This is a genomic window from Micromonospora sp. CA-246542 (genome assembly GCF_050942905.1).
In the GTDB taxonomy this organism is placed as follows: Bacteria; Actinomycetota; Actinomycetes; order Mycobacteriales; family Micromonosporaceae; genus Micromonospora.
Window position 1 is genome coordinate 2,268,405 of record NZ_CP192040.1, and the last position, 20,005, is coordinate 2,288,409.

The window sequence follows — 20,005 nt, forward strand, 5'->3', positions numbered from 1 at the left end:
CCGACCCCGGAGTCTCCTGGCCACCCGTTAGAGTCTCGCCGTGATCGAGATCGGCGCGCACGTCGACCTGTCCCACCCGTCCGACCGGGTCTGGCTCGCACTGACGGATCGGGAGCTGCTCGGCCGTTGGTTCGCCGAGGCGGACATGGTGGAGGGAGTACCGGACCGGCTGCTGGTGCACACGGCCGACCTGCCCGGCTTCGACGCCGACGTCGAGGTCGAGGTGACCGAGCGGCAGGTGCCGGAGCTGCTGGCGTTGCGCTGCGACGAGGCCGGCCGGCTCAGCGAGCTGACCTGCACCGTCACCGCCACCAGAGAGGGCAGTCGACTGGCCGTGCGGGAGGTGCCGACCCACGGCGCCTGGTCGGACGAGCAGCGCGACGCCCGTGAACAGCAACTGCGTCAGGCGCTCACCGTGCGTCTGCCGGCCATTCTGGACTGGCTCGCGTTCCAGCAGGTCGACCTGCGCCGAGGCGAGGCCGGACTGACCACCGAACTGCCGGTGATCGCGGCGACCGGCCCGGTCCGGCGTCGTCGTCGGCGGGCGGTCGTCGCCGGACTCGTCGGGGTCGTGCTGGCGGCGGGTACGGCGGCGTGGCTGACGCTGCCGGGCGAGCCGGACCAGGTGGCCACGCCGACCTCGTCGCCGACACCGACGACACCGGAGCCGAGCCTCGTGGAGGCGGCGGCGACCTCCGGTCAACCGAAGGCCACGCCCTCCGTGCGCCCGTCGCGCACCGCCACACCGACCAGCGCCCGCCCGACGCGTACCCCGTCGGCGAAGCCGTCGCCCACTCCCACTCCGACCGGGCCGCCGCCCCCGCCCCCGCTGGTCGCGCGGTACGACACCGCCTCCAGCCGGCTGTTCGGCTACACCGGGGAGGTGGTGGTGGACAATCCGGGGCCCGCGCCCGTCGAGCAGTGGGTCGTGGTGGTGACCCTGGCCGAGGGCAGCAGCGTGGACGACGTCGACGGGGCCGACTCGTCCCGGGACGGGCAGGCGCTCACCTTCACCGGCGAGGCCCTGCCGGCCGGCGGGTCGCGGACGATCCGCTTCGACGTCCGCGACAGCCGACCCAAGGCGCGGGAGCCGGAGGGGTGCACGGTGGGCGGCAACCCGTGCGCGGGGTTCTGACTAGGCTCCTGACGCATGGCACTGCTGCACCGGGCGACACTGCGCCCCACGAAGCTGGAACTGCTGACGACCTGGCTGCCCGACCGGCCCTGGTACCGGGGACCGGCCGGCGTCGAGGTGGTGAGTAGGGGGGCGTACCGCTTCGACGACCCGGCCGGTGAGGTCGGTGTGGAGACGATCCTGGTCGCCGCCGCCGACGGGCCGGTCCACCAGGTACCCCTGACCTACCGCGCCGCGCCGCTCGACGACGCCGACGAGTGGCTGGTCGGTACCACCGATCATTCGGCGCTCGGCCGTCGCTGGGTGTACGACGCCTGCGCCGACCCGGTGTACGCGGCGGCGCTGACCCACGCCGTCCTGAGCGGCGCCGGTCAGGCGGAGCAGTACTTCGAGGTCGACGGTCGGCGCGAGGTGCGACCGCCGGCGATGACGATCGACGTCGACGGCGGCGGGGACGTGCCGGAGGTCGGCGCGGTTCGGCGGGTCGTCGATGGGGACGACACCGTCATCGACACCGACGCGGTGGAGCTGGTCGTCGTCCGCCGGCCGGTCGCCGGGGCGGGCGAGGTCCGGGGCGTCACCCTGCGGGGTTCCTGGGACGGGCAGCCGACGACCGTGCCGCTGGCGTACGTCCGCACGCGTTAGACGGCGGTGGGCGGCCCGGTCGACCGGGCCGCCCACCGCGTTCACCACTGTGCCGGGGGCGGCGGTGGTACGACCGGCGGCCGGTCGTCGCAGGTGATCGTGTTGGGCAGCAGCCACGGCGCGAGCCAGCCGCCGTCGTTGCCACCCAGGTCGGTCAGCGTGAACTCCGAGCCGGCCGGGGTGAAGTGGAACGATCCGCAGTTGTTGACGCCGACCGCGCCCACGTTGCGGGCGTCCACGTTGGCGAACGAGGCCGAGCCGGCCGTACGGGCGCTGACCACCGAGGTGCCGGTGCCGTCGACCCGGACGTCGCGGAAGCTCACGTTGGTGATCGAGTAGAGGTCCTTCACCGGCCAGTCGCTGACCAGCATGATCGCGTTGAAGGTGCTGTCCAGGTACGCGTCGCCGGTGACCTCGATGGCCGCGTCGATGCTGCGGTCCAGCGCGAACATCCAGATGGCGCCGAGCCCGATGTTCCAGTTCAGCTCGTACGTGCCGGCACGGGCCGTGGTGTTGCCGGTGAACCGCAGGTACCCGGCGAACGGCTCCGCGCCGAAGCGGGCGCCGACGTGCAGGCCGCTGCCCTCGCGGACCGGGTCGGCGACGAGGTTGTGCGAGACCGTCGTGTCGGTGCCGCCGTAGATGGCGATGCCGTTGGCCAGCGTCGGCGACTGCACGGTGTTGTGGTCGAACGTGTTCCGGGCGTTCGCCGTCTTCTCCGACCACATCGCCAGGCCGTCGTCACCGGTGTTGCGGACGAAATTGTGCGCCACCAGGGAGTCGGTCACGCCGGTGTGGAAGTTGAGCGCGTCGGCGATCTGGTCGACGACGATGGTGTTGGTGACCCGGACGTTGCGCATCGGACCGTCGAACCACAGGCCCGCCTTGGTGTGGCGCAGGTGGAGCCCGTCGATGGTGGAGTCGCTCATCGCTCCGCCGATCGCGTTGACCTGGTCGGTGTCGATGCGCTCCCGCACGTCGCCCTCGATGGCGAAGTCGGAGAGGTGCACGTTGCGGCTGCCGCCATCGGCGGCGTCACGGCCGTAGAACCCGACGCCGGTGTGCACCGAGCCGTCCGGCGCGGGGGTCGACAGGGCGACCTCGCGGCCCTTGATGATGGTGTGCCAGTTGCCGGCGCCCTCGATCGTCACGTCGTCGACGATGATGTGCCGGTTGACCTGGTAGGTGCCCGGCGGGATGTACACCTTCAGGTGGGCCCGCCGGGCGAAGGCGATGGCCTTGTCGATCGCGTCGGCGGAGTCCCGTCGCCCGGTCGGGTCGGCGCCGAACGCGAGGACGTTCGCCGCGAGCAGCCGTACGCGCGGCGGCGCGACCAGTTCGGAGTCGAGCAGGTCGATGACCGTCCAGGCGGCGGCGGTGCCGGTCGGCGCGGTGAGCCGGACCTTGTCGCCGGCCCGGTAGGTGCGCCCGAGCAGCAGTCGCTGCTCGTCGTAGAAGTGGGTGGGCCGGAACGGCGTGCTGATGCTCGGGTACGGCGTGGTGGCCGACGGCACGCACTGGCACTCGGTGATCCACCAGTCCGGGTGCAGCAGGCCGGCCTGCGGGTCGTTGGTGAACGGGTACTGGTTGTAGAGCCACGAGTACTGCGAGGTCAGCGCCATGGTGCGCACGTGCTTGCCGTTGACGGCGACCGTCAGCGGCGCGGTGATCCCGCCGCCGGACGGCGCGTCCGGGATGCTGTACCGCACGGTGATCCCGTTGGCGGCGCTGGGCAGGACGAACTCGACGTACTCGCCCGGGGTGAGTCGGACCGCCCGGCGGCCGGACGCCTCGGCGGGCAGGGTGTAGGCGGACCGGTCGGGGCCGATGATCTCGCCGTTGGTGCGGGCGTTCTCGGCCTCCTGTTCGACGAAGTCGACGTCGGCCCCGCGCCCGGCGACGAGTGCCGGATCGAGTGCCGCCCGGGTGACGACCGGCTGCGTGCCGGATGGCTTGGCCGGGCCGGCGGCGGCGACGGTGGGTCCGGCGACCAGCACGGCGAGGCCGGTCGCGAGCGCGACGGCGGTGGCGACCGGGCGGCGGCCCGGGCGTCCGCGCGGCGGCAGGATGCTGCGAGACATCGGTGACCCTCCTGGGTGGGTGGTGGTGGAGGTCCGCCCGGCGTTCCCCTGGACGCCCGACATTGAGCGTCATGATGCAGCACCCCGCAGTCTCCTGCAAGACATCAATCACCGAACGAAAAGAGACGACTGTAAGGCCGCAAGAATTGGACGAAAGGACGGCGGGGGTGTCGCGCCTCGCCTGCGTCCCGCTGGGCCGGTGCGGGCGTACGCTGGCCCGCGTGGAGCACGAAGATCGGATCGCCCTCTTCCTCGACTACGAGAACCTGGCGTTGGGGGCCCGCGACCATCGTGGCGGCGGCGCCTTCGACTTCCGGCCGATCGCCGACGCGTTGGCCGAGCGCGGGCGGGTCGTGGTGCGCCGGGCGTACGCCGACTGGTCGTACTTCGACGAGGACCGCCGGATGCTCACCCGTTCTCACGTGGAGCTGATCGAGATCCCGCAGCGGATGGGGGCGTCCCGCAAGAACGCCGCCGACATCAAGATGGCCGTCGACGCGATCGAGTTGGCGTTCGAACGCGACTACATCTCCACCTTCGTCATCTGTAGTGGCGACAGCGACTTCACGCCGCTCGTCCACAAGCTCCGTGAGCTCAACAAGCGGGTCATCGGCGTCGGGGTGGAGGGGTCCACGTCGGCGCTGCTGCCACCGGCCTGCGACGAGTTCCTGTACTACGACCGGCTGGAGGGCGTGGACATCCCGCCCGTACGCGCCCGGCACGCCCGGCCGGTCCGGCAGACCGGCCCCGATCAGCGGCCGACCGAGCCGGAGCAGCAGCGGGAGCCGGAGGTGGAGGAGCCGCCGGTGGGGGAGGAGCCCGGCCGGGACGTCGACGCGCTCGCCGTGCAGGTCGCCCAGACGGTGGCCGGTCTACAGGGCAGCGCGAGCGGCGAGGTGACCGCGTCCCGGCTCAAGCGCACCCTGCTGCGCAAGGACCCGACCTTCAGCGAGTCCGACTACGGCTTCCGTACCTTCGGCGAGCTGCTGCGCCACCTCGCCGAGCACAACGTGGTCGACCTGGCCGAGGGGCCCGCCAAGGGTGACCCGGAGGTGTCGCTGCCCGAGCACGGCGACCGGGAGGTGGCGTTCGGCCTGCTCCGGGGCGTGGTTGGCGACCTGGGCAGCGCCGGCAACCCGGTGGCGCTCTCCGGCCTGAAGAACCAGCTCCGCCGGGTCCGGCCCGATTTCAGCGAGAAGAAGCTCGGCTACCGCAGCTTCCTGCAGTTCTGCAAGGCCGCCGCCACCAGCGGCGCGGTCGACCTGCGGTGGAGCCCGGAGGCGGACGACTACCTGCTCACCTCGTCCTGACCGCATCGACCGCTGTCGAGCGGAAGTGTCGGGACTGCCCATAGGGTGGACGGCATGGCTGCCCCGAGGGCGAGGTGAGGGTCGTCATGCCGGGACGTGGGGAATGGACACTGGTCGGCCGCGACGTCGAGCTGAAGACCATCGAGGACGTCGTGGCGGCGCGGGTACCCGGTCTGGTGCTGGTGGGCGACGCCGGCGTGGGAAAGACGCGGTTGCTGCGGGAGGCGTTGGCGCGCGCCGGTGACAGCGGCGTGGAGTGCCACTGGGTGTCGGCGACCGGTGCGGCCCGCTCGATCCCGTTCGGCGCGGTCTCGCACCTCATCCCCGCGCCGACCCGGCCGCACGCCGACCCGATGGGGCTGGTCGTCACCGTGGAGCGCGACTTCGCCCGGCGCAGCGCCGGACGCACGGTCATGATCGGGATCGACGACGCGCACCTGCTCGACGAACCGTCCGCCGGACTGCTGCACCAGCTCGCCGTGCACGGTCTGGCGGTGGCGGTGGCGACGGTCCGCGCGGGCGAACCCCTCTCCGACGCGCTCACCTCACTGTGGACCGGTTCCGGTCGGCGACTGGAGGTGCGTCCGCTGCCGTCCACCGCCGTGGACCACCTGCTCGACGAGGCCGCGCCGGGTCCGCTCGACGCGCTCAGCCGGCGTCGGCTGCGGCAGCTCGCCGACGGCAACCCGCTGCTGCTGCGGGAGTTGCTCGCCGACGCGATGGAGACCGGCGGCCTGCACGAGGTGCGGGGCGTCTGGCGCTGGCGCGGCACCGCCTCCGGCAGCCCCCGGCTCGCCGAGCTGGTCAGCGCCCGGCTGCGCGCCCTCGAACCGGCGGCCCGGCAGGTGCTGGAGGTGGTCGCCTGCGGCGAACCGCTCTCCCTGGCCCTGCTGGAACGGTTCGTCGACCCGACCGCCATCGAGGCCGCCGAGCGCAGCGGCATGGTGGTCGCGGAGCGCTCGGGCGCGCGTACGGCCCTGCGCATGGCCCACCCGCTCTACGGCGAGGCGCTGCGCGCCAGCATGCCCGCCAGCCGTTCCCGGACGGTGTTCGGGCAGCTCGCCGACGTGTTGGCGAGCATGCCGCTGCGCCGCCGCGACGACGCGCTGGTCGCCGGTGTGTGGCAACTGCGCTCCGGCAGCGTCCGGCACCCGGAAATCGCGCTGGCCGCCGCCCGCCAGGCGATCGACCGGTTCGACATCGACCTGGCCGAGCGGCTGGCCCGCACGGCGTACGACGCCGGACCGGGGTGGGAGGCGCAGTGGCTGCTGGCCCGGGTGTTGCAGTACCAGGCGCGCAGCCAGGAGGCGTTCGACATGCTCCCGCCGGCCCCGCCCACGGGCAGCAAGCGGCTCGCCATCTGGGCGATCACCCGGGCCGGGTTGCTGTACTGGGGGCTGGACCGGATCGACGAGGCGCACGAGACACTGCGGATGGTGCCGGAGGGCTCGCCCGGCCACGACCTGGCCGAGGCCACCCGGTCCTGGGTGCTGTTCTACGACGGTCGGTGCGAGGCGGCCCTGGCGGTCGGTCAGGCCGTGCTCGCCCGCCCCGACACCGGCGTACGCGCGGCAAGCTGGGCGACCATGGGCGCGGCCTCGGCGGCGGGCATGCTCGGCCGGCTCGGGCTCGCGGCGGAGCTGGCGCGGCGGGGCCGGGCCGTGCTCGCCGCCGCGCCCGAACACCTGCCGTGGAACGAGGCCCAGGTCGGGCTGGGGCTCTGCTACGCCCGGTACGCCGCCGGTGAGCTGGCCGAGGCCGTCGAGCTGGCCGACGAGGGCTACCGCGCGGCGGTCGCCAGCGACGCGCGGGGGATGGTCGCCGTGTGGGCCGGGTTCCGGGGGATCATCGGCAAGGCGCAGGGGCAGCTCGACGCCGCCGAGGCAGACCTGCGCGAGGCCATCGCCCTGGTCGAGGAGAACGACCAGTACCACCTGGTACGGACGTACTGGGCCGAGCTGGCCGGCGTGCGGGCCCTGTCCGGCGACCTGTCCGGCGCGCGGCGTTGGCTGGCCGCGGCGGACGCCCGGGAGCGGACCGCCAACCGGATCTTCCACGCCTGGGTGGAGCTGAACCGCGCCTGGGTGCAGGTCGCCGAGGGGACCTCACCGCGGCGATCCGTACCGCCCGGCACGCGGCCGACCTGGCCCGCGGCAGCGAGCAGCCCACCATCGAGGCGGTGGCGCTCTACGAGTGCGCGCGCCTCGGTGCCCCGGAGCCGGTCCGGGACCGGCTGCGTACCCTCGCCGACCAGCTCGGCGGCCTGGCGTCGACCCTTTCCGGCGCGGTCGACGGTCTGCTCCACGACGACGGGCCGGCCCTGGAGGCAGCCGCCGACGACCTCGTCGCCCGCGGGCACACCCTGCTCGCCGCCGAGGCGGTCGGCGTCGCCGCCCGGGCGTACGCCCGACGGGGTCGACCTCGACTGGCGGTGGCGCAGCGGGCCGCGACGCTGGCCGAGGCCTGCCGGGGCGTACGGACGCCGCTGCTCGCCGCGACCGCCCCGGGCGTCGAGCAGGCGACGCTGACCCGCCGCGAGCGGGACGTCGCGCTGCTCGCGGTCGCCCTGTCCAGCCGCAGCATCGCCGACCGGCTCGGACTGTCGGTCAACACCGTCAACAACAACCTGGCCCGGGTCTTCACCAAACTGGGCGTCCGCAACCGCCGGGAGCTGGCCGTCGTGCTCGGTCACGAGACGGTCGGGCGTACGCCAGAGGGTCACCGCGAGCGATCCCCGCTCGACAGTAGGTAAGGCCGACTGATCTACCGGGTTACCGCGCGCGTCCCTACCGTGCGGTAACAACCTACCGGTGCACTCAGTCCCTGGAGGACGGCAATGAGCCAGTTGGATCCAAGCGGACCACCAGGAGCACGACCCACGAGGTCGATCCAGAACGTTCTCTTCGCCGCCGGGATGGCGCTGGCGGTGGCCACGCTCACCGCGGTGGTCGCCCCGACCGCCGGGGACGCCTCACCCACCCCGGCGAGCGCCGCCCCCGCAGCCGAGTCGTACGACGCGGCGCCCTGCACCCGCGAGTTGGAGGGTACGACCTGGCTGCTCGACCCGTGCGTCAAGCCGGGCGGGAAGCTCCCGGCGGAGGTCGAGGCGCGCCTCGCGCAGATCCGTACCCAGAACCGGGCGGCGGCCGACGACTGCCCGACCCCGACCGGTTCGGCGTCGGCGTCGGCCTCGGCCTCGCCGACCCGGCAGACCCGGCCGCCGGTGACGGCCCAAGCGGTCGCCGAACGGGCCCCCGCCGCGACCGCGACAGCGCCCACGTCGCCGGCCTCGCCCAGCGGATCGTCCACCTCGTCGCCCAGCGGTACGCCCTGCCCCTCGGGGAGCGCGTCTCCCTCGGGCAGCGCGTCGCCGTCGGGCAGTTCGTCGCCGTCCGGGAGCGCGTCGCCGTCGGGTAGCTCCTCGCCGTCCGGCAGCGCGTCGCCGTCGGGCAACTCGTCTCCCTCGGGCAGTGCCTCGCCGTCGGGTAGCTCGTCCCCCTCGGGCAGTGCGTCACCGTCGGGTAGCTCGTCGCCGTCGGGGAGTGCGTCGCCGTCGGGTAGCTCCTCGCCGTCGGGGAGCGCGTCGCCGTCGGGCAGCTCCTCACCGTCGAGCAGCGCCTCACCCAGTGGGTCGTCGTCACCCAGCAACCCGACCGACCCCACCGACGGCCCGCCCTGGCCCACCGGCGGGCCGGGGTCGCCGCCACCGCCACCGCCGACCGGCTGCCCGCAGGTCAACGGCAACCCCACCCTCGTGGACGCCAACAAGGACCGCATCCGCTGCCGCGAGGTGCAGACCGTCGAGGACGACACCGTCCTCACCGTCACGGGCGACTCGATCAGCTCGTCGCACCACCAGTTCGGCTTCGGGTTCATGGGTCCCGGCTGCCCGAACACCTCGTTCGACGATCGGGGCATGCCCGGCAACAACGGCGTCTACAGCTACGCCCGGCGTTACTTCGACATGAACGGCAGCATCGTCGACTACGACAACTACGCCCGGACCGGGTACGGCACCGGCGACATCATCGCCGGCCGGGCCGGCCCCGACTCGTGCGGCAACGCGTGGGCCCGGGTGGCCAGTCCGCTCGGTCTCGCCACGGCCCGCATCGCCAAGGCGAAGAGCGACAAGCACGACGCGTACCACGTGACGACCGGCGGCGTGAACAACACCAACTGGACGACGGTGCTGACCCGACTGGCGAAGTGCCGGGGCTACGAGTTCGCGGCGGAGACCCTGAACTCGTACGGCGTGTTCCGCTTCGAGTGGGCGGCCCAGGGTGGCAAGGCCGGCATCATCACCAACGGCGGCGGCTGCAACTTCTGGCTCGACCTGCCGGTCGGTGAGGACTACTACATCAACGTCCAGGTGCCCCGCTACGACGGCCCGAGCCAGTACGCCGGTGTCAGCGCCGATGCCACCTTCATCGTCAACTCCCTGTTGGCGGCGGGCGCCGACAAGGTGGTGTGGATGCTCTACTACGACATCACGCCGGCCAACATCGACATCGGGCAGTACGGCTGGATGCAGCTCAAGGCGTACCTGCCGGCGGCGCTGCTGACCTACGTACCGCCGCAACCGGTGTCGATGCTGTCACCGTTGATCGATCCGCTCTGGGTGGGCACCGTGCGGGGCGTGATCAGCGACCTCAACTGGGCCATCCAGATGGGGGTCCCGTTCGACCCGGCCGTACGGGTGGCGCTTCCGCCGCCGTTCACACCGGGTGACATCCAGATCACCGCCGAGGGAGGGTCGCCGCATCCCAGCCCATCGGGGCAGGACAAGCTGGCCAACACCCTGGCCAGCGTGCTGAACGGCATCTGAGTCGCTCCTGAGCCATCGCTCAGGCGGGGAGGAATCGCCGTTGCGGTTCCTCCCCGCCGACACACAGGTGGATCTGCGCCCGAATTGCGGCTATAGAACCCGTATCTGCCCACCTGCGCCGTACCCCCGGCGCGGAAATTGCTATACGGTCGGCGAATGAAGGTGGAGGAACACTGGTGGAACGGTGACACGACCCCGCGCGGGCGCCGGGACGTGTACATCCGTACTGACGGGCAAGGTTGGGAGGTCCGCGCCCAGATCGGTGGGGCGTCGGGCCGTGAGCGGGTGCAGCAGTGCCCCAGCCGGGCCTCGGCGACCATCCTCGCCGACGCCTGGCGCGGTACGCACCCATCCTGGCGCGAGCTGAAGCAGCGCTGATCCGGCACCGGGTCGGGCCGGCAACGCCCCCCGCGCCCCCCGGCCCACCCGGTGCTCGACCCACCCCCTTCTCGCGCCCCGAGGTCACCCCTTCTGAAACATGATCGCGGCGACCTCTGCCGCGAGGGCCGATGCCCACTCAAGCTGAGGACAGTCGTCCCGCCCTCTGCATTCCCGGCACCCACCTGCTCGCCACGGCGAGTCGAGCGCATCCGTCCAGTGCGCGTCGAGCACGCGTTTGGCGATGAACAGCTCGGTGGCCCTGGACACGGGTTCGTCGATCGGCATGCTCGGCACCTTTCGCGATATCACGATGAGTCCGCCCAGGGGCCGGCGACCAAATCGCGCCGATCCCCGGGCGGGCTTCGGGGCCAGGCTCCACGCTTGCCGAACGAAGAAACCGACAACCTTCCTTCGACCTTAGAGACCTTTAGTACCTAAGGCAATGTTGGTCTTGAAGGGGTGTGATCGGCATGGTCCGATGGAAGGTGCCGAACGAAGGAACCTTCACATGCCCATACCAACCAGCGGATACCGCGAGGTGGCCGAGGATCTCGCCGCACGGATCGCAAGTGGGGAGTACGCGCCGGGTGAGCGGCTGCCCACGTACAACGAACTCTCCGCCCTCTACGACGTCAGCGTGACCACGGTCCAGAGGGCGGTCATCGTCCTGCAGACCCGTGGTCTGGTGGTGGGCCTCCAGGGTCGTGGCCTGTGGGTCGCGGAGAAGTCGCCCACCTGATCGGCGCGCCCTCCGTACTCCTTGATCACTTGATGCTCACCAGTTCGGAAAGTCTTCCTGGAACTGGTGAGCATCAAGTGATCAAGCCGAGCGCGCTCGATCAACTCGACTTCGCCGATCCGGGCGCATCCTGAGGCCGGGACACCGCGACATCGCGGAAGTGGAGTGGATCAACCCGGGCGCGGCCGGGTCCGCAGGGCGCATTCCCTGCGGCAGGCCGGGTACACGGGGGCGGTCCGCGTTCGATGGAGGTCGCTCATGTCGCAGGGTCCCGACGAGGAGAACCCTCGGCTCGACGAGGAGGTTCGGGAGGCCGAACGCCGGCTCGCCGACCTCGTCGCCCCGTCGGACGACGCGCTGACCGACGACGACGCCCGCGTGCCGGACGATGCCCTCTCCGAGCAGGAAGAAGCTCTCTCGGAGCAGGAAATTGCCCTCTCCGAGCAGCACAGGGCCCCCTCCGAGCAGGAGGAGGCCCCTTCCGGGCAGGTGACGGAGTAAGGCTCAGGCGGTCGGGACCGGCAGCACCACGCCCTCGGCCGCCGACCGGTGCGCCAGCTCGATCAGCTCGACCGTGGCGGCCGAGTCGCGCGGGTCCACCGGCATCGGGGTGCCGTCGCGCAGCGCCGCCGCCACCTCCGCGTAGAAGCTCTGGTACGCCCCGGGCAGCGTCGGCGTCGGGCGCAGGTCACCGTCGACGCCGAGCAGGCCGTACCGCTCCGGTGGGACCTCGCCCCAGCCCGGCTGGTCCGGTCGGCCGCCGTCGTGCAGCGCGGCCTCCTGCACGTCCAGCCCGTAGGTCGTGTAGCCGGCGCGGTCGCCGAGCACCCGCAGGCGGGGGCCGAGCTGAGCGGTGATCGCCCCCATCCACAGGTGCGAACGCACGCCGTTGGCGTGGGTCAACGCCACGAACGCGTCGTCGTCGACCTCGGCGCCCGCGCGGCGGCGGTCGACCTCGGCGTAGACCCGCTCGACCGTGCCGAAGAGCTGCACGGCCTGGTCGACGAGGTGCGCGCCCAGGTCGAACAGGGCGCCACCGGCCTCGTCCACCCCGGCCAGCTCCCGCCAACCGGGCTTGATCGTCGGGCGGAACCGCTCGAACCGGGACTCGAAGCGCAGCACCCGTCCCAGCTCACCGCTCTCCACGAGCGCGCGGGCGGTCAGGAAGTCGCCGTCCCAGCGGCGGTTCTGGAACACCGTCAGCGGCACTCCGCGCCGGTCGGCCTCCTCGACGAGCGCCCGGGCATCGGCCGCGGTGGGAGCCAGGGGCTTGTCGACGACGACCGGCAGGCCGGCGGCGAGGGCCGCCCGCGCCATCGGCACGTGCTGCCGGTTCGGCGTCGCGACCACCACCAGGTCCAGAGCTTCGGGGGTACGCCACAACTCGTCGGCGTCGTCCACCAGGCGGGCGTCCGGGAAGTGCTGAGCGGCCTGCTCGCGCCGCTGTGGATCGCGGGTCACGATGGCGTCCAGCCGCAGCCCGGGTGTCGCGGCGATCAACGGAGCGTGGAAGACCCGACCCGCCAGCCCGTACCCCAGCAGACCGACCCGCAGCGCCTCCGCCATGCCGTACCCCTTTCTCCTGGCCCGCGCCCGGTTCGGCGGCGGTGCCGGTGGTCGAATCTACGCCGCGCCCGACCCGGACCCGGGCCGGGCCCGACGCTGGTCAGCCCACCGGGTCGGCGCGCAGATAGGTGAGCACGGCGAGCACCCGCCGGTTGGTGTCGTCGCTGGGCGGCAGGTCGAGTTTCAGCAGAATGTTGCCGACGTGCTTGCCGATGGCGGCCTCGGTGACGTGCAGCCGGGCGGCGATGGACGCGTTGGAGCGGCCCTCGGCCAGCAGCGCCAGCACCTCCCGCTCGCGGGCGGAGAGCGCGGCGAGCGGGTCGCGGGGCCGGTGCAGCAGTTGCCGCACCACGTCCGGGTCGATGGCGGTGCCGCCGCCGGTGACGCGGCGCAGCGTTTCGACGAACTCGGTCACCTCGGCCACCCGGTCCTTGAGCAGGTAGCCGACCCGCTGGCCGTCGCCGCTGTCCAGCAGCGCCGCCGCGTACCCGGTCTGCACGAACTGGCTGAGCACCACCACCGGCAGGCCGGGCCGCTCGGCGCGGAGCGCGACGGCGGCGCGCAGCCCGTCGTCACGACGACCCGGTGGCATCCGGATGTCGGTCAGCACCAGGTCGGGCTGGTGCGCGCGGGCCGCCTCCAGCAGTTCCGGCGCGGAGCCGACGGCCGCGCACACCGCGAACTCGAAGCGGGTCAACAGCGCGACCAGGCCCTCGCGCAGCAGCACCTCGTCCTCGGCGAGCACCACTCGGGTCACCGGCGACATGGCAGCTCCACCCGGACCAGGGTGGGCCCGCCGGGAGGGCTGGCCAGCAGCAAACGGCCGTCGGCGGCGGCGACCCGGTCGGCGAGTCCGGTCAGGCCGGTGCCCCGGGCGGGGTCGGCGCCGCCGCGCCCGTCGTCGGACACCTCGACGACGAGGTCGCCGCCGGCCCGGGTCAGGCGTACCTCGGCGCGGGTCGCACCGGCGTGCCGGGCCACGTTGCCCAGCGCCTCGGACACCACGAAGTACGCCGTGGTCTCGACGATCTCCGGCAGATCCCCGTCGACGTCGGCGTGCACGGTGACCGCGACGGGAGACGCGTCGGCCACCTCGCGGACGGCGTCGGCGAGGCCGAGGTCGGTGAGGCTCTGCGGCCGGATGCCGTGCACCAACTGCCGCAACATCACCATCAGCCCCCGCGCCTGGTCGTGCGCCACGGCGAGGGGCCGGGCGGCGGGGGAGTCCTCGGGTACGTCCAGCCGGGCCAGGCCCAGTTGGAGGGTGAGGCTGGTCAGCCGGGGCTGCGCGCCGTCGTGCAGGTCCCGTTCGATGCGCCGCCGTTCCGCCTCGTACGCCCCGACCAGCCGCGTCCGGGAACGGGCGACCTCGCGCAGCGCGGCGGCGTCGACGGGGCTGGTCAACGCCCACCGGGCGACCGTGGCCTGCGCGGCGGCGAGCAGCCCCGCCGCGTAGCAGAGCACCGGGACGAGCAGCACACCCACGATCGCGTACGGGACGGCTTCGCCGGTGCTCTCGATCGGCCGCCAGATCACCACGGGATCGGCGGCACCGGCCAGCCAGGGGCTGGTGACCATCCCGAGGTCCAGCAGTGCCAGCACCAGGAACGTCCAGTACGCGATGGGCACGACACCACCCAGCCAGAACAGGTACGCCACCTCCCGCCAGCTGGCCGCGCTGCGGTAGCGGCCGGCCAGACCCGTCCACCGCGAAGCGGGCGGCAGGGGGCGGCCGTCCACGAGGCCGAGTCGCCACCGCTCGACGGCGGCGACCGGAACGCTCGCGAGCGGCGCGAGAGCCACCAGGGTGAGGCTGCCGACCGCCAGGAACAGCATCAGCGGTATCGACGGCGGCCTGCCGTGCTGTCGCAGCGCGTTGGCGGCGGCCAGCAGGGGCGCGCCGATGACGAGCAGCCCGACGGTGAGCACACCGGCGATCGGCACGGTGGTGACCAGGTAGGCCAGCGCGCGCCAGGGCCAGGCGGAGATCAGCCAGTCGCGCCTTCGCAGGGCGGCGGCGAGGTGACGGGGGTGTTCCGAGGTCATGCCGCAGACGCTAATCGGCGGCCACCGGCTGCCCCAGCCGTCCAGATCCCCTCTTCGGGGTATGTCCAGCACTACCGGCGGGGGTGTGCGGAGTCCGGAAACGGGAAGGACGCGCGGGGCCTTACCTGCGGCGGCTGGAGTGACATGGGTGCCAGAACCTTCGTGGTGGTCGGCGGTACCAGTGGGCTGGGCCTCGCGGTGGCCCGGCTGCTGCTCGACGAGCACCGCGTCGTGGTGTTCGGCAATGTTCCGGCCGAGGTCGCCGCGACGACCGACGAGCTGGGGTGCGACGGCGCGGTCTGCGACGTCTCCTCCTACGAGCAGGTCCGGGACGCCTTCGCCGAGGTGGTGGGGCGCTACGGCACCGTCGACGGGGTCGCGGCGTGCGCGTCGATGTGGGCGGGTGGTGACCTCGGGGACCTGCCGGCGGAGCACATCCGGCGGGCCGTGGACATCAACGTACTGGGCACCACGTACCTGCTGCGGGAGGCGCTGGAGCATCTCCAGCGGCAGGGCTACGGGAACGTGGTGTACATCGGGGCGATGGCACTCGCCGCGCCCCGGCCCGGCATACCGGTCTACCGGGCGACCAAGAGCTACGGCAGCAGCCTCGTCGACTCGCTGGCCGAGGCCCAGCACAGCAACCGGGTCAAGGTGATGCAGTTGCACCCGGGGCCGATGCCGACCCGCCTCCAGGAGCGCGTCGGCGCCGAGTTCCTCGACGAGATCTACGCCCTGCCCGAGCAGGTCGCCACCGAGGTCGTCCGGCTGCTGCTGCTGCAACCCGACGACCTTTACGTCTCCGGTGAGCGCGTGCTGCGCGCGGACGGGCGGTGGTAACGGCGCGGACCGGTGCGGGGGACCGTCCGGCCTCCGCGTGGGCGCCCCTGCGCGGGGCCGTCTACCGCAATCTCTGGCTGGCCCTGCTCGCCGCCAACATCGGCACCTGGATGCAGACCGTCGGCGCGCAGTGGCTGCTGATTCACCACTCCAACGCCTCCACCCTCGTCGCGCTGGTGCAGACCGCCAGCCTGTTGCCGATCCTGCTGCTGGCGCTGCCCGCCGGGGTGCTGGCCGACAGCTTCGACCGCCGACACCTGTTGATCGCCGTGCAGCTGTTCCTGGTGGCGGTGGCGCTGGCGTTGACCCTGCTCACCCTGACCGACCGGATGCCGCCGGCCCTGCTGCTCACCCTCACCTTCGCGTTCGGGGTCGGGCAGGCGCTCACCCTGCCGGCCTGGTCGGCGGTGATTCCGGAGCTGGTGCCCCAGGAGCAGCTGCGGTCGGCGTCCGCGCTCGGTTCGATCAGCGTCAACGTGGCGCGGGCCGTGGGACCGGCGGTGGCGGGTGTCCTGATCGCCCGGACCGGCGTCGCCCCGGTCTTCGGGATCAACGCGGTGGCGTTCGCCATCTTCGCGGCCGCGCTGTGGCGCTGGCGTCCGAGCACCGCCCGCGCCGTCGAGGTGCCCGAGCGGTTCGCCGCCGCGCTGCGGGCCGGCAGCCGCTACGTACGTCACTCGCCGATCGTGCGCCGGCTGCTGCGCCGCGCGTTGGTCTTCGTGATCCCGGCCAGCGCGCTGTGGGCGCTGCTGCCGCTGGTGGCGGCCCGGCGGCTCGGGCTGGGCTCCGGCGGGTACGGGCTGCTGCTGGCCGCCCTCGGGGTGGGCGCCATCGCGGGCGGTGTGCTGCTGGCCGTGATCCGTACCCGGCTGTCGGCGAACCAGCTCCTGCTGATCGCCGGGGTGCTGTTCACCGGCGCGCTGACGGTTCTCGGCACCGTGCGGGTGGTACCGCTGGTGCTCCTCGCCCTGCTGCCGGCCGGGATGGCCTGGGTGACGGTGCTGGCCAACGTCAACGCCGAGATGCAGCTCTTCCTGCCGAGCTGGGTACGGGCCCGTGGGTTGGCCGTCTACCAGGTGTGTTTCGCCGGCGGGCAGGCCGTCGGCGCCCTGGCGTGGGGTCTGGTGGCCGACATGGGCGGGCTGGTCCTCGCCTACCTCGCGGCGGCGGCGTTGATGTTCGTCGGAACCGTGACGAGCCGGATCTGGCCACTGCCGGACCTGCGCTCGGTGAACCGTGAACCGGCGGCCTACTGGCCGCAACTGCACCTGGCGCACGAGCCGGACCCGGGCGTGGGACCGGTGCTGGTGACTGTCGAGTACACCGTCCGGCCGGAGCGCACGGAGCCGTTCCTCGCGGCCATGGACGTGGTGCGCGCCGCCCGGCAGCGCACCGGCGCGATGCGCTGGGGGCTGTTCCGGCCGGCCGAGACGACGGACCGGTTCGTCGAGGTGTACCTGGTGCCGTCGTGGGACGAGCACCTGCGCCAGCACGGGGGCCGGTTGACCGGCGAGGACCGCGAGGCCGAGGCGCGGGCCCGGGAGCTGACCGACGGCGTCTCGGAGGCACGTCATCTCGTGCCGGCCGCCGCCGGGCCGCGGCTGTCCGACGCCCGCGAAGGGATCTGACGCGTCGTACACGTCGTGCCGGCGGCCCGCCACCGGTGGATCGCGTCGGCACCGTACCGCGTACGCCCGCGTTGTTAGGATGGCCGGACCATGGCGACTGAGCGCAAGCCGACCGCGGACCCGGCCCGCAGCCTGGCGATCCTCTGGCGCACCCGGGAACCGACCAGCCGCGGCGCCGGGCAGGGGCTCACCGTCGACCGGATCGTCCGGGCCGCCATCGACATCGCCGACGCCGAGGGGCTCGACGCGGTGACCATGCGTCGGGTCGCCGAGGCGCTGGGTGTGGGCACGATGTCGGTCTACACGTACGTGCCGGGCAAGGCCGAACTCGTCGACGTCATGATCGACACCGCGTACGGCGAGATGCCGCGTTCCGCCGTCGAGGGTGACTGGCGGGCCCGGCTGGAACGGATCGCCCGGGACAACCTGGCGCTCTACCAGCGGCACCGGTGGATGGTGCGGGCCGAGACCACCCGCCCGGTGCTCGGGCCGCACCTGATGGCCAAGTACGACCACGAACTCGGCGCGGTCGCCGACATCGGGCTCACCGACGTCGAGATGGACGCGGTGCTCACCCTCGTGCTCGGGCACGTGAAGAGTTCCGCGCGCGCCGCCTCCGAGGTGGTCGACCTGGAACGGGAGACCGGCATGACCGACGGCCAGTGGTGGCAGTCGCACGCGCCCTGGCTGGAGACGTTCCTGAACCCCGACAGCTACCCGACCGCGTCGCGGGTCGGCACCGCGGCCGGTCAGCAGCACGGCGCCGCCTACGGCCCGGAGTACGCCTTCGAGTTCGGCCTGCAACGCGTCCTCGACGGCATCTCGGTGGTGGTCGCCGAGCGGGCGGCCGACCGGTAGGCCCGGCTAGCCGTCCAGCGCGGGCACGGCGTCGCCGAGCCGGGCGAGGGAGCGGGCGGACGGGCTGCCCGGCTCGGCGTGGTAGACGACCAGCGACTGGGTCGTGCCGCTGATCGTCAGCTTCTCGTAGCGCAGCTCCAACTCGCCCACCTGCGGGTGGTGGAACACGCGCAACCCGCCGCCCGCGCGGGCGGTGACGTCGTGGCGCGCCCACAGCCGCCGGAACAACTCGCTGCCGGCCGTCAACTCGTCGACCAGCTCGGTGAGCCGTGGATCGTCCACCTCCGCCCCCACCTGCGCGCGCAGGCCCGCCACCGCGCTGGCGGCGACCGCCTCCGGGGCCGGGTAGAGCGCGGGCACGCGCGGGCCCAGGAAGACCTCGCGCAGCAGGTTCACCCCGACCCGGTAGATCGGTGTCAGCGCGGTCGCCATCGGGTTGGCGAAGAGGACGTCCAGGTGTCGGCCGTGCACGAAGGCCGGCGTTTCCGCCCAGGAACCCACCAGCTGCCGGATGCCCACCGGTACCCGCTCCGGCCGTCGTGCCGGCCGCTCGGGCGGGGCGTGCCCGCCGAGGCGGCGCAGGTGCGCGGTGGCCTCGGTGTCCAACAGCAGCGCCCGGGCCAGCGCTTCGAGCACCTGGGCCGACGGGTTGCGGTCCCGTCCCTGCTCCAACCGCAGGTAGTAGTCGGCGCTGATGCCGGCGAGCAGGGCCACCTCCTCGCGTCGCAGACCGGGCACCCGCCGGCGGCCGTGTGCCGGCAGACCGACGTCACCCGGCCCGACCAGCTCGCGCCGGGCACGCAGGTACTCGCCCAACGGGCCGGCCGTGCTCACCAGCCCATCGTAGGAGCGGCCGCCGTCGCCCAGCCTGGTCCTGCCACTACCAGGAAAACCGGTAACCCGGATATCGCCGACCGGCCGGGTGACAGTGGGTCAGGTAAGCGTGATCGAGAGATGGGACAGAGATGACCGAGCGAATCACGACGCCATTCGGTTTCGCCTCGACCGCCGACGAGGTGCTCGCCGGAGTCGACCTGACCGGCAAGCGGGCCGTCATCACCGGCGGCGCGGCCGGCATCGGCATCGAGACCGCCCGCACCCTGGCCGCCGCCGGGGCCGAGGTGGTGCTCGCGGTGCGTCGCGTCCCGGCCGGTGAGGAGGCCGCCCGGGACATCGCGGCCAGCGTCGGCGCGGACCGCGTCGCGGTCCGCGAGCTTGATGTGGCCAACCAGGATTCGGTACGCCGGTTCGTCGCCGGCTGGGAAGGGCCGCTGCACATTCTGATCAACAATGCCGGGATCATGGCCCTGCCCGAGTTGGAGCGCACCACCGAGGGCTGGGAGATGCAGTTCGCCACCAACTTCGTGGGGCACTACGCGCTGACCGTCGGCCTGCACCACGCTCTCGCCGCCGCTGGTGGCGCCCGGGTCGTGTCGGTCAGCTCCAGCGGCAACCTCTTCTCCCCGGTGATCTTCGACGACCTGCACTTCGCGTTCCGGCCGTACGACCCGCTCCTGGCGTACGGGCAGTCCAAGAGCGCCGAGGCCCTGCTCGCCGTCGAGGCCAACCGTCGCTGGGCCGCCGAAGGCATCCACGCCAACGCCTTGAACCCGGGCGCGATCGCGACCGGGCTGCAGAAGCACACCGGCGGGCTGCGGACCCCGAAGGAGCGGCAGAAGACCCCGCAGCAGGGTGCCGCCACCTCGGTGCTGCTCGCCGCGTCCCCGCTGCTCGACGGCATCGGCGGTCGCTACTTCGAGGACTGCGCCGAGGCCCCCGTCCGGACCGAGCGGCCCGCCGACTACACGGGCGTGGCGGCGTACGCCGTCGACCCGGGCAACGCCGAGCGCCTCTGGAACGTGGCGGCGGACCTCATCGCCCGCTGACGCCGGAACCCGCCCGAGCAGGGCCCCGCGGATGGTACGACTGGGTCGGCGGGTGACGTCCGGGA

At 72.9% G+C, this 20,005-nt stretch carries 20 protein-coding genes; 13 read left to right on the plus strand and 7 right to left on the minus strand.

The features are described 5' to 3' along the window. Window positions 1-40: 40 nt before the first annotated feature. Window positions 41-1,135 carry an SRPBCC domain-containing protein gene (locus tag ACQP0N_RS10660; RefSeq protein ID WP_433119578.1) on the plus strand — a complete coding sequence of 365 codons (1,095 nt, stop codon included), beginning with the start codon at window positions 41-43 and terminating at the stop codon, window positions 1,133-1,135. A gap of 15 nt (window positions 1,136-1,150) precedes the next feature. After that, window positions 1,151-1,780 (plus strand): CG0192-related protein, encoded by a 630-nt coding sequence (locus ACQP0N_RS10665; protein WP_433119580.1) that lies wholly within the window; start codon window positions 1,151-1,153, stop codon window positions 1,778-1,780. 41 nt (window positions 1,781-1,821) lie between these two features. Here ACQP0N_RS10665 and ACQP0N_RS10670 read toward each other — a convergent pair whose 3' ends face one another. After that, a complete protein-coding gene (locus tag ACQP0N_RS10670; protein WP_433119582.1) occupies window positions 1,822-3,861 on the minus strand; it encodes a glycosyl hydrolase family 28-related protein in 2,040 nt (679 codons plus the stop codon). 221 nt (window positions 3,862-4,082) lie between these two features. Between ACQP0N_RS10670 and ACQP0N_RS10675 the strand changes: the two genes are divergently transcribed. The 3 genes from ACQP0N_RS10675 (at window position 4,083) to ACQP0N_RS10685 (ending at window position 7,923) form a co-directional block, all read left to right on the plus strand. After that, window positions 4,083-5,171 (plus strand): NYN domain-containing protein, encoded by a 1,089-nt coding sequence (locus tag ACQP0N_RS10675; protein WP_433119584.1) that lies wholly within the window; start codon window positions 4,083-4,085, stop codon window positions 5,169-5,171. Window positions 5,172-5,257: 86 nt separating this feature from the next. Continuing rightward, entirely contained in the window at window positions 5,258-7,699 is a 2,442-nt protein-coding gene (locus ACQP0N_RS10680) for an AAA family ATPase (protein ID WP_433119586.1), read from the plus strand. Further along, the gene (locus ACQP0N_RS10685; RefSeq protein WP_433119588.1) at window positions 7,603-7,923 is read left to right on the plus strand and encodes a helix-turn-helix domain-containing protein; all 321 of its coding nucleotides are present in this window, start codon (window positions 7,603-7,605) and stop codon (window positions 7,921-7,923) included. Before ACQP0N_RS10680 ends, ACQP0N_RS10685 begins: the two co-directional genes overlap by 97 nt. Window positions 7,924-7,934: 11 nt before the next feature. Here the strand turns inward: ACQP0N_RS10685 and ACQP0N_RS10690 are convergent, their stop codons facing one another. After that, window positions 7,935-8,909, minus strand: a complete 975-nt coding sequence (locus ACQP0N_RS10690; RefSeq protein ID WP_433119590.1) for a hypothetical protein — start codon at window positions 8,907-8,909, stop codon at window positions 7,935-7,937. 16 nt (window positions 8,910-8,925) lie between these two features. On the opposite strand from ACQP0N_RS10690, the gene ACQP0N_RS10695 reads away from it, so the two are divergent. Then, window positions 8,926-9,996 (plus strand): hypothetical protein, encoded by a 1,071-nt coding sequence (locus ACQP0N_RS10695; protein ID WP_433119592.1) that lies wholly within the window; start codon window positions 8,926-8,928, stop codon window positions 9,994-9,996. Between the two features lie 156 nt (window positions 9,997-10,152). Beyond that, complete coding sequence (locus tag ACQP0N_RS10700; protein WP_355050387.1) at window positions 10,153-10,374, plus strand: hypothetical protein; 222 nt, start codon at window positions 10,153-10,155, stop codon at window positions 10,372-10,374. 84 nt (window positions 10,375-10,458) lie between these two features. Here the strand turns inward: ACQP0N_RS10700 and ACQP0N_RS10705 are convergent, their stop codons facing one another. Then, the gene (locus tag ACQP0N_RS10705; RefSeq protein WP_433119594.1) at window positions 10,459-10,662 is read right to left on the minus strand and encodes a hypothetical protein; all 204 of its coding nucleotides are present in this window, start codon (window positions 10,660-10,662) and stop codon (window positions 10,459-10,461) included. Window positions 10,663-10,885: 223 nt separating this feature from the next. Here ACQP0N_RS10705 and ACQP0N_RS10710 point away from each other — a divergent pair, with 223 nt between their 5' ends. Both ACQP0N_RS10710 and ACQP0N_RS10715 read left to right on the plus strand, forming a co-directional pair. Further along, window positions 10,886-11,116, plus strand: a complete 231-nt coding sequence (locus ACQP0N_RS10710) for a winged helix-turn-helix domain-containing protein (RefSeq protein WP_433119596.1) — start codon at window positions 10,886-10,888, stop codon at window positions 11,114-11,116. 258 nt (window positions 11,117-11,374) lie between these two features. Then, complete coding sequence (locus tag ACQP0N_RS10715; RefSeq protein WP_433119598.1) at window positions 11,375-11,617, plus strand: hypothetical protein; 243 nt, start codon at window positions 11,375-11,377, stop codon at window positions 11,615-11,617. 3 nt (window positions 11,618-11,620) lie between these two features. Here the strand turns inward: ACQP0N_RS10715 and ACQP0N_RS10720 are convergent, their stop codons facing one another. The 3 genes from ACQP0N_RS10720 to ACQP0N_RS10730 form a co-directional block, all read right to left on the minus strand. Next, window positions 11,621-12,682: a Gfo/Idh/MocA family oxidoreductase gene (locus ACQP0N_RS10720; RefSeq protein WP_433119600.1), complete on the minus strand. Its 1,062-nt coding sequence runs from the start codon at window positions 12,680-12,682 to the stop codon at window positions 11,621-11,623. Window positions 12,683-12,782: 100 nt separating this feature from the next. Continuing rightward, complete coding sequence (locus ACQP0N_RS10725; RefSeq protein ID WP_433119602.1) at window positions 12,783-13,448, minus strand: response regulator transcription factor; 666 nt, start codon at window positions 13,446-13,448, stop codon at window positions 12,783-12,785. Then, window positions 13,436-14,728 (minus strand): histidine kinase, encoded by a 1,293-nt coding sequence (locus ACQP0N_RS10730; protein ID WP_433119604.1) that lies wholly within the window; start codon window positions 14,726-14,728, stop codon window positions 13,436-13,438. The genes ACQP0N_RS10725 and ACQP0N_RS10730 overlap by 13 nt, the downstream gene beginning before the upstream one ends. Before the next feature lie 144 nt (window positions 14,729-14,872). On the opposite strand from ACQP0N_RS10730, the gene ACQP0N_RS10735 reads away from it, so the two are divergent. The 3 genes from ACQP0N_RS10735 to ACQP0N_RS10745 all read left to right on the plus strand — a co-directional run bounded on the left by ACQP0N_RS10735 (window position 14,873) and on the right by ACQP0N_RS10745 (window position 18,054). Next, the gene (locus ACQP0N_RS10735) at window positions 14,873-15,568 is read left to right on the plus strand and encodes an SDR family NAD(P)-dependent oxidoreductase (protein ID WP_433119606.1); all 696 of its coding nucleotides are present in this window, start codon (window positions 14,873-14,875) and stop codon (window positions 15,566-15,568) included. Then, a complete protein-coding gene (locus tag ACQP0N_RS10740) occupies window positions 15,562-17,196 on the plus strand; it encodes an MFS transporter (RefSeq protein ID WP_433119608.1) in 1,635 nt (544 codons plus the stop codon). Before ACQP0N_RS10735 ends, ACQP0N_RS10740 begins: the two co-directional genes overlap by 7 nt. A 90-nt stretch (window positions 17,197-17,286) precedes the next feature. Further along, entirely contained in the window at window positions 17,287-18,054 is a 768-nt protein-coding gene (locus ACQP0N_RS10745; RefSeq protein WP_355050380.1) for a TetR/AcrR family transcriptional regulator, read from the plus strand. Between the two features lie 6 nt (window positions 18,055-18,060). On the opposite strand, the gene ACQP0N_RS10750 is transcribed toward ACQP0N_RS10745, so the two are convergent. Next, a complete protein-coding gene (locus ACQP0N_RS10750) occupies window positions 18,061-18,888 on the minus strand; it encodes a helix-turn-helix domain-containing protein (RefSeq protein WP_433119610.1) in 828 nt (275 codons plus the stop codon). A gap of 131 nt (window positions 18,889-19,019) precedes the next feature. On the opposite strand from ACQP0N_RS10750, the gene ACQP0N_RS10755 reads away from it, so the two are divergent. Next, window positions 19,020-19,940, plus strand: a complete 921-nt coding sequence (locus ACQP0N_RS10755) for an SDR family NAD(P)-dependent oxidoreductase (protein ID WP_433119612.1) — start codon at window positions 19,020-19,022, stop codon at window positions 19,938-19,940. Window positions 19,941-20,005 lie beyond the last annotated feature (65 nt).

Bases quoted from the DNA above. Each gene is read 5' to 3' on its own strand.
- ACQP0N_RS10755 (WP_433119612.1), top strand. From the start codon at position 19,020: ATGACCGAGCGAATCACGACGCCATTCGGTTTCGCCTCGACCGCCGAC.
- ACQP0N_RS10720 (WP_433119600.1), bottom strand. From the start codon at position 12,682: ATGGCGGAGGCGCTGCGGGTCGGTCTGCTGGGGTACGGGCTGGCGGGT.
- ACQP0N_RS10700 (WP_355050387.1), top strand. From the start codon at position 10,153: ATGAAGGTGGAGGAACACTGGTGGAACGGTGACACGACCCCGCGCGGG.
- ACQP0N_RS10710 (WP_433119596.1), top strand. From the start codon at position 10,886: ATGCCCATACCAACCAGCGGATACCGCGAGGTGGCCGAGGATCTCGCC.
- ACQP0N_RS10680 (WP_433119586.1), top strand. From the start codon at position 5,258: ATGCCGGGACGTGGGGAATGGACACTGGTCGGCCGCGACGTCGAGCTG.
- ACQP0N_RS10745 (WP_355050380.1), top strand. From the start codon at position 17,287: ATGGCGACTGAGCGCAAGCCGACCGCGGACCCGGCCCGCAGCCTGGCG.
- ACQP0N_RS10725 (WP_433119602.1), bottom strand. From the start codon at position 13,448: ATGTCGCCGGTGACCCGAGTGGTGCTCGCCGAGGACGAGGTGCTGCTG.
- ACQP0N_RS10735 (WP_433119606.1), top strand. From the start codon at position 14,873: ATGGGTGCCAGAACCTTCGTGGTGGTCGGCGGTACCAGTGGGCTGGGC.
- ACQP0N_RS10715 (WP_433119598.1), top strand. From the start codon at position 11,375: ATGTCGCAGGGTCCCGACGAGGAGAACCCTCGGCTCGACGAGGAGGTT.
- ACQP0N_RS10665 (WP_433119580.1), top strand. From the start codon at position 1,151: ATGGCACTGCTGCACCGGGCGACACTGCGCCCCACGAAGCTGGAACTG.
- ACQP0N_RS10730 (WP_433119604.1), bottom strand. From the start codon at position 14,728: ATGACCTCGGAACACCCCCGTCACCTCGCCGCCGCCCTGCGAAGGCGC.
- ACQP0N_RS10705 (WP_433119594.1), bottom strand. From the start codon at position 10,662: ATGCCGATCGACGAACCCGTGTCCAGGGCCACCGAGCTGTTCATCGCC.
- ACQP0N_RS10670 (WP_433119582.1), bottom strand. From the start codon at position 3,861: ATGTCTCGCAGCATCCTGCCGCCGCGCGGACGCCCGGGCCGCCGCCCG.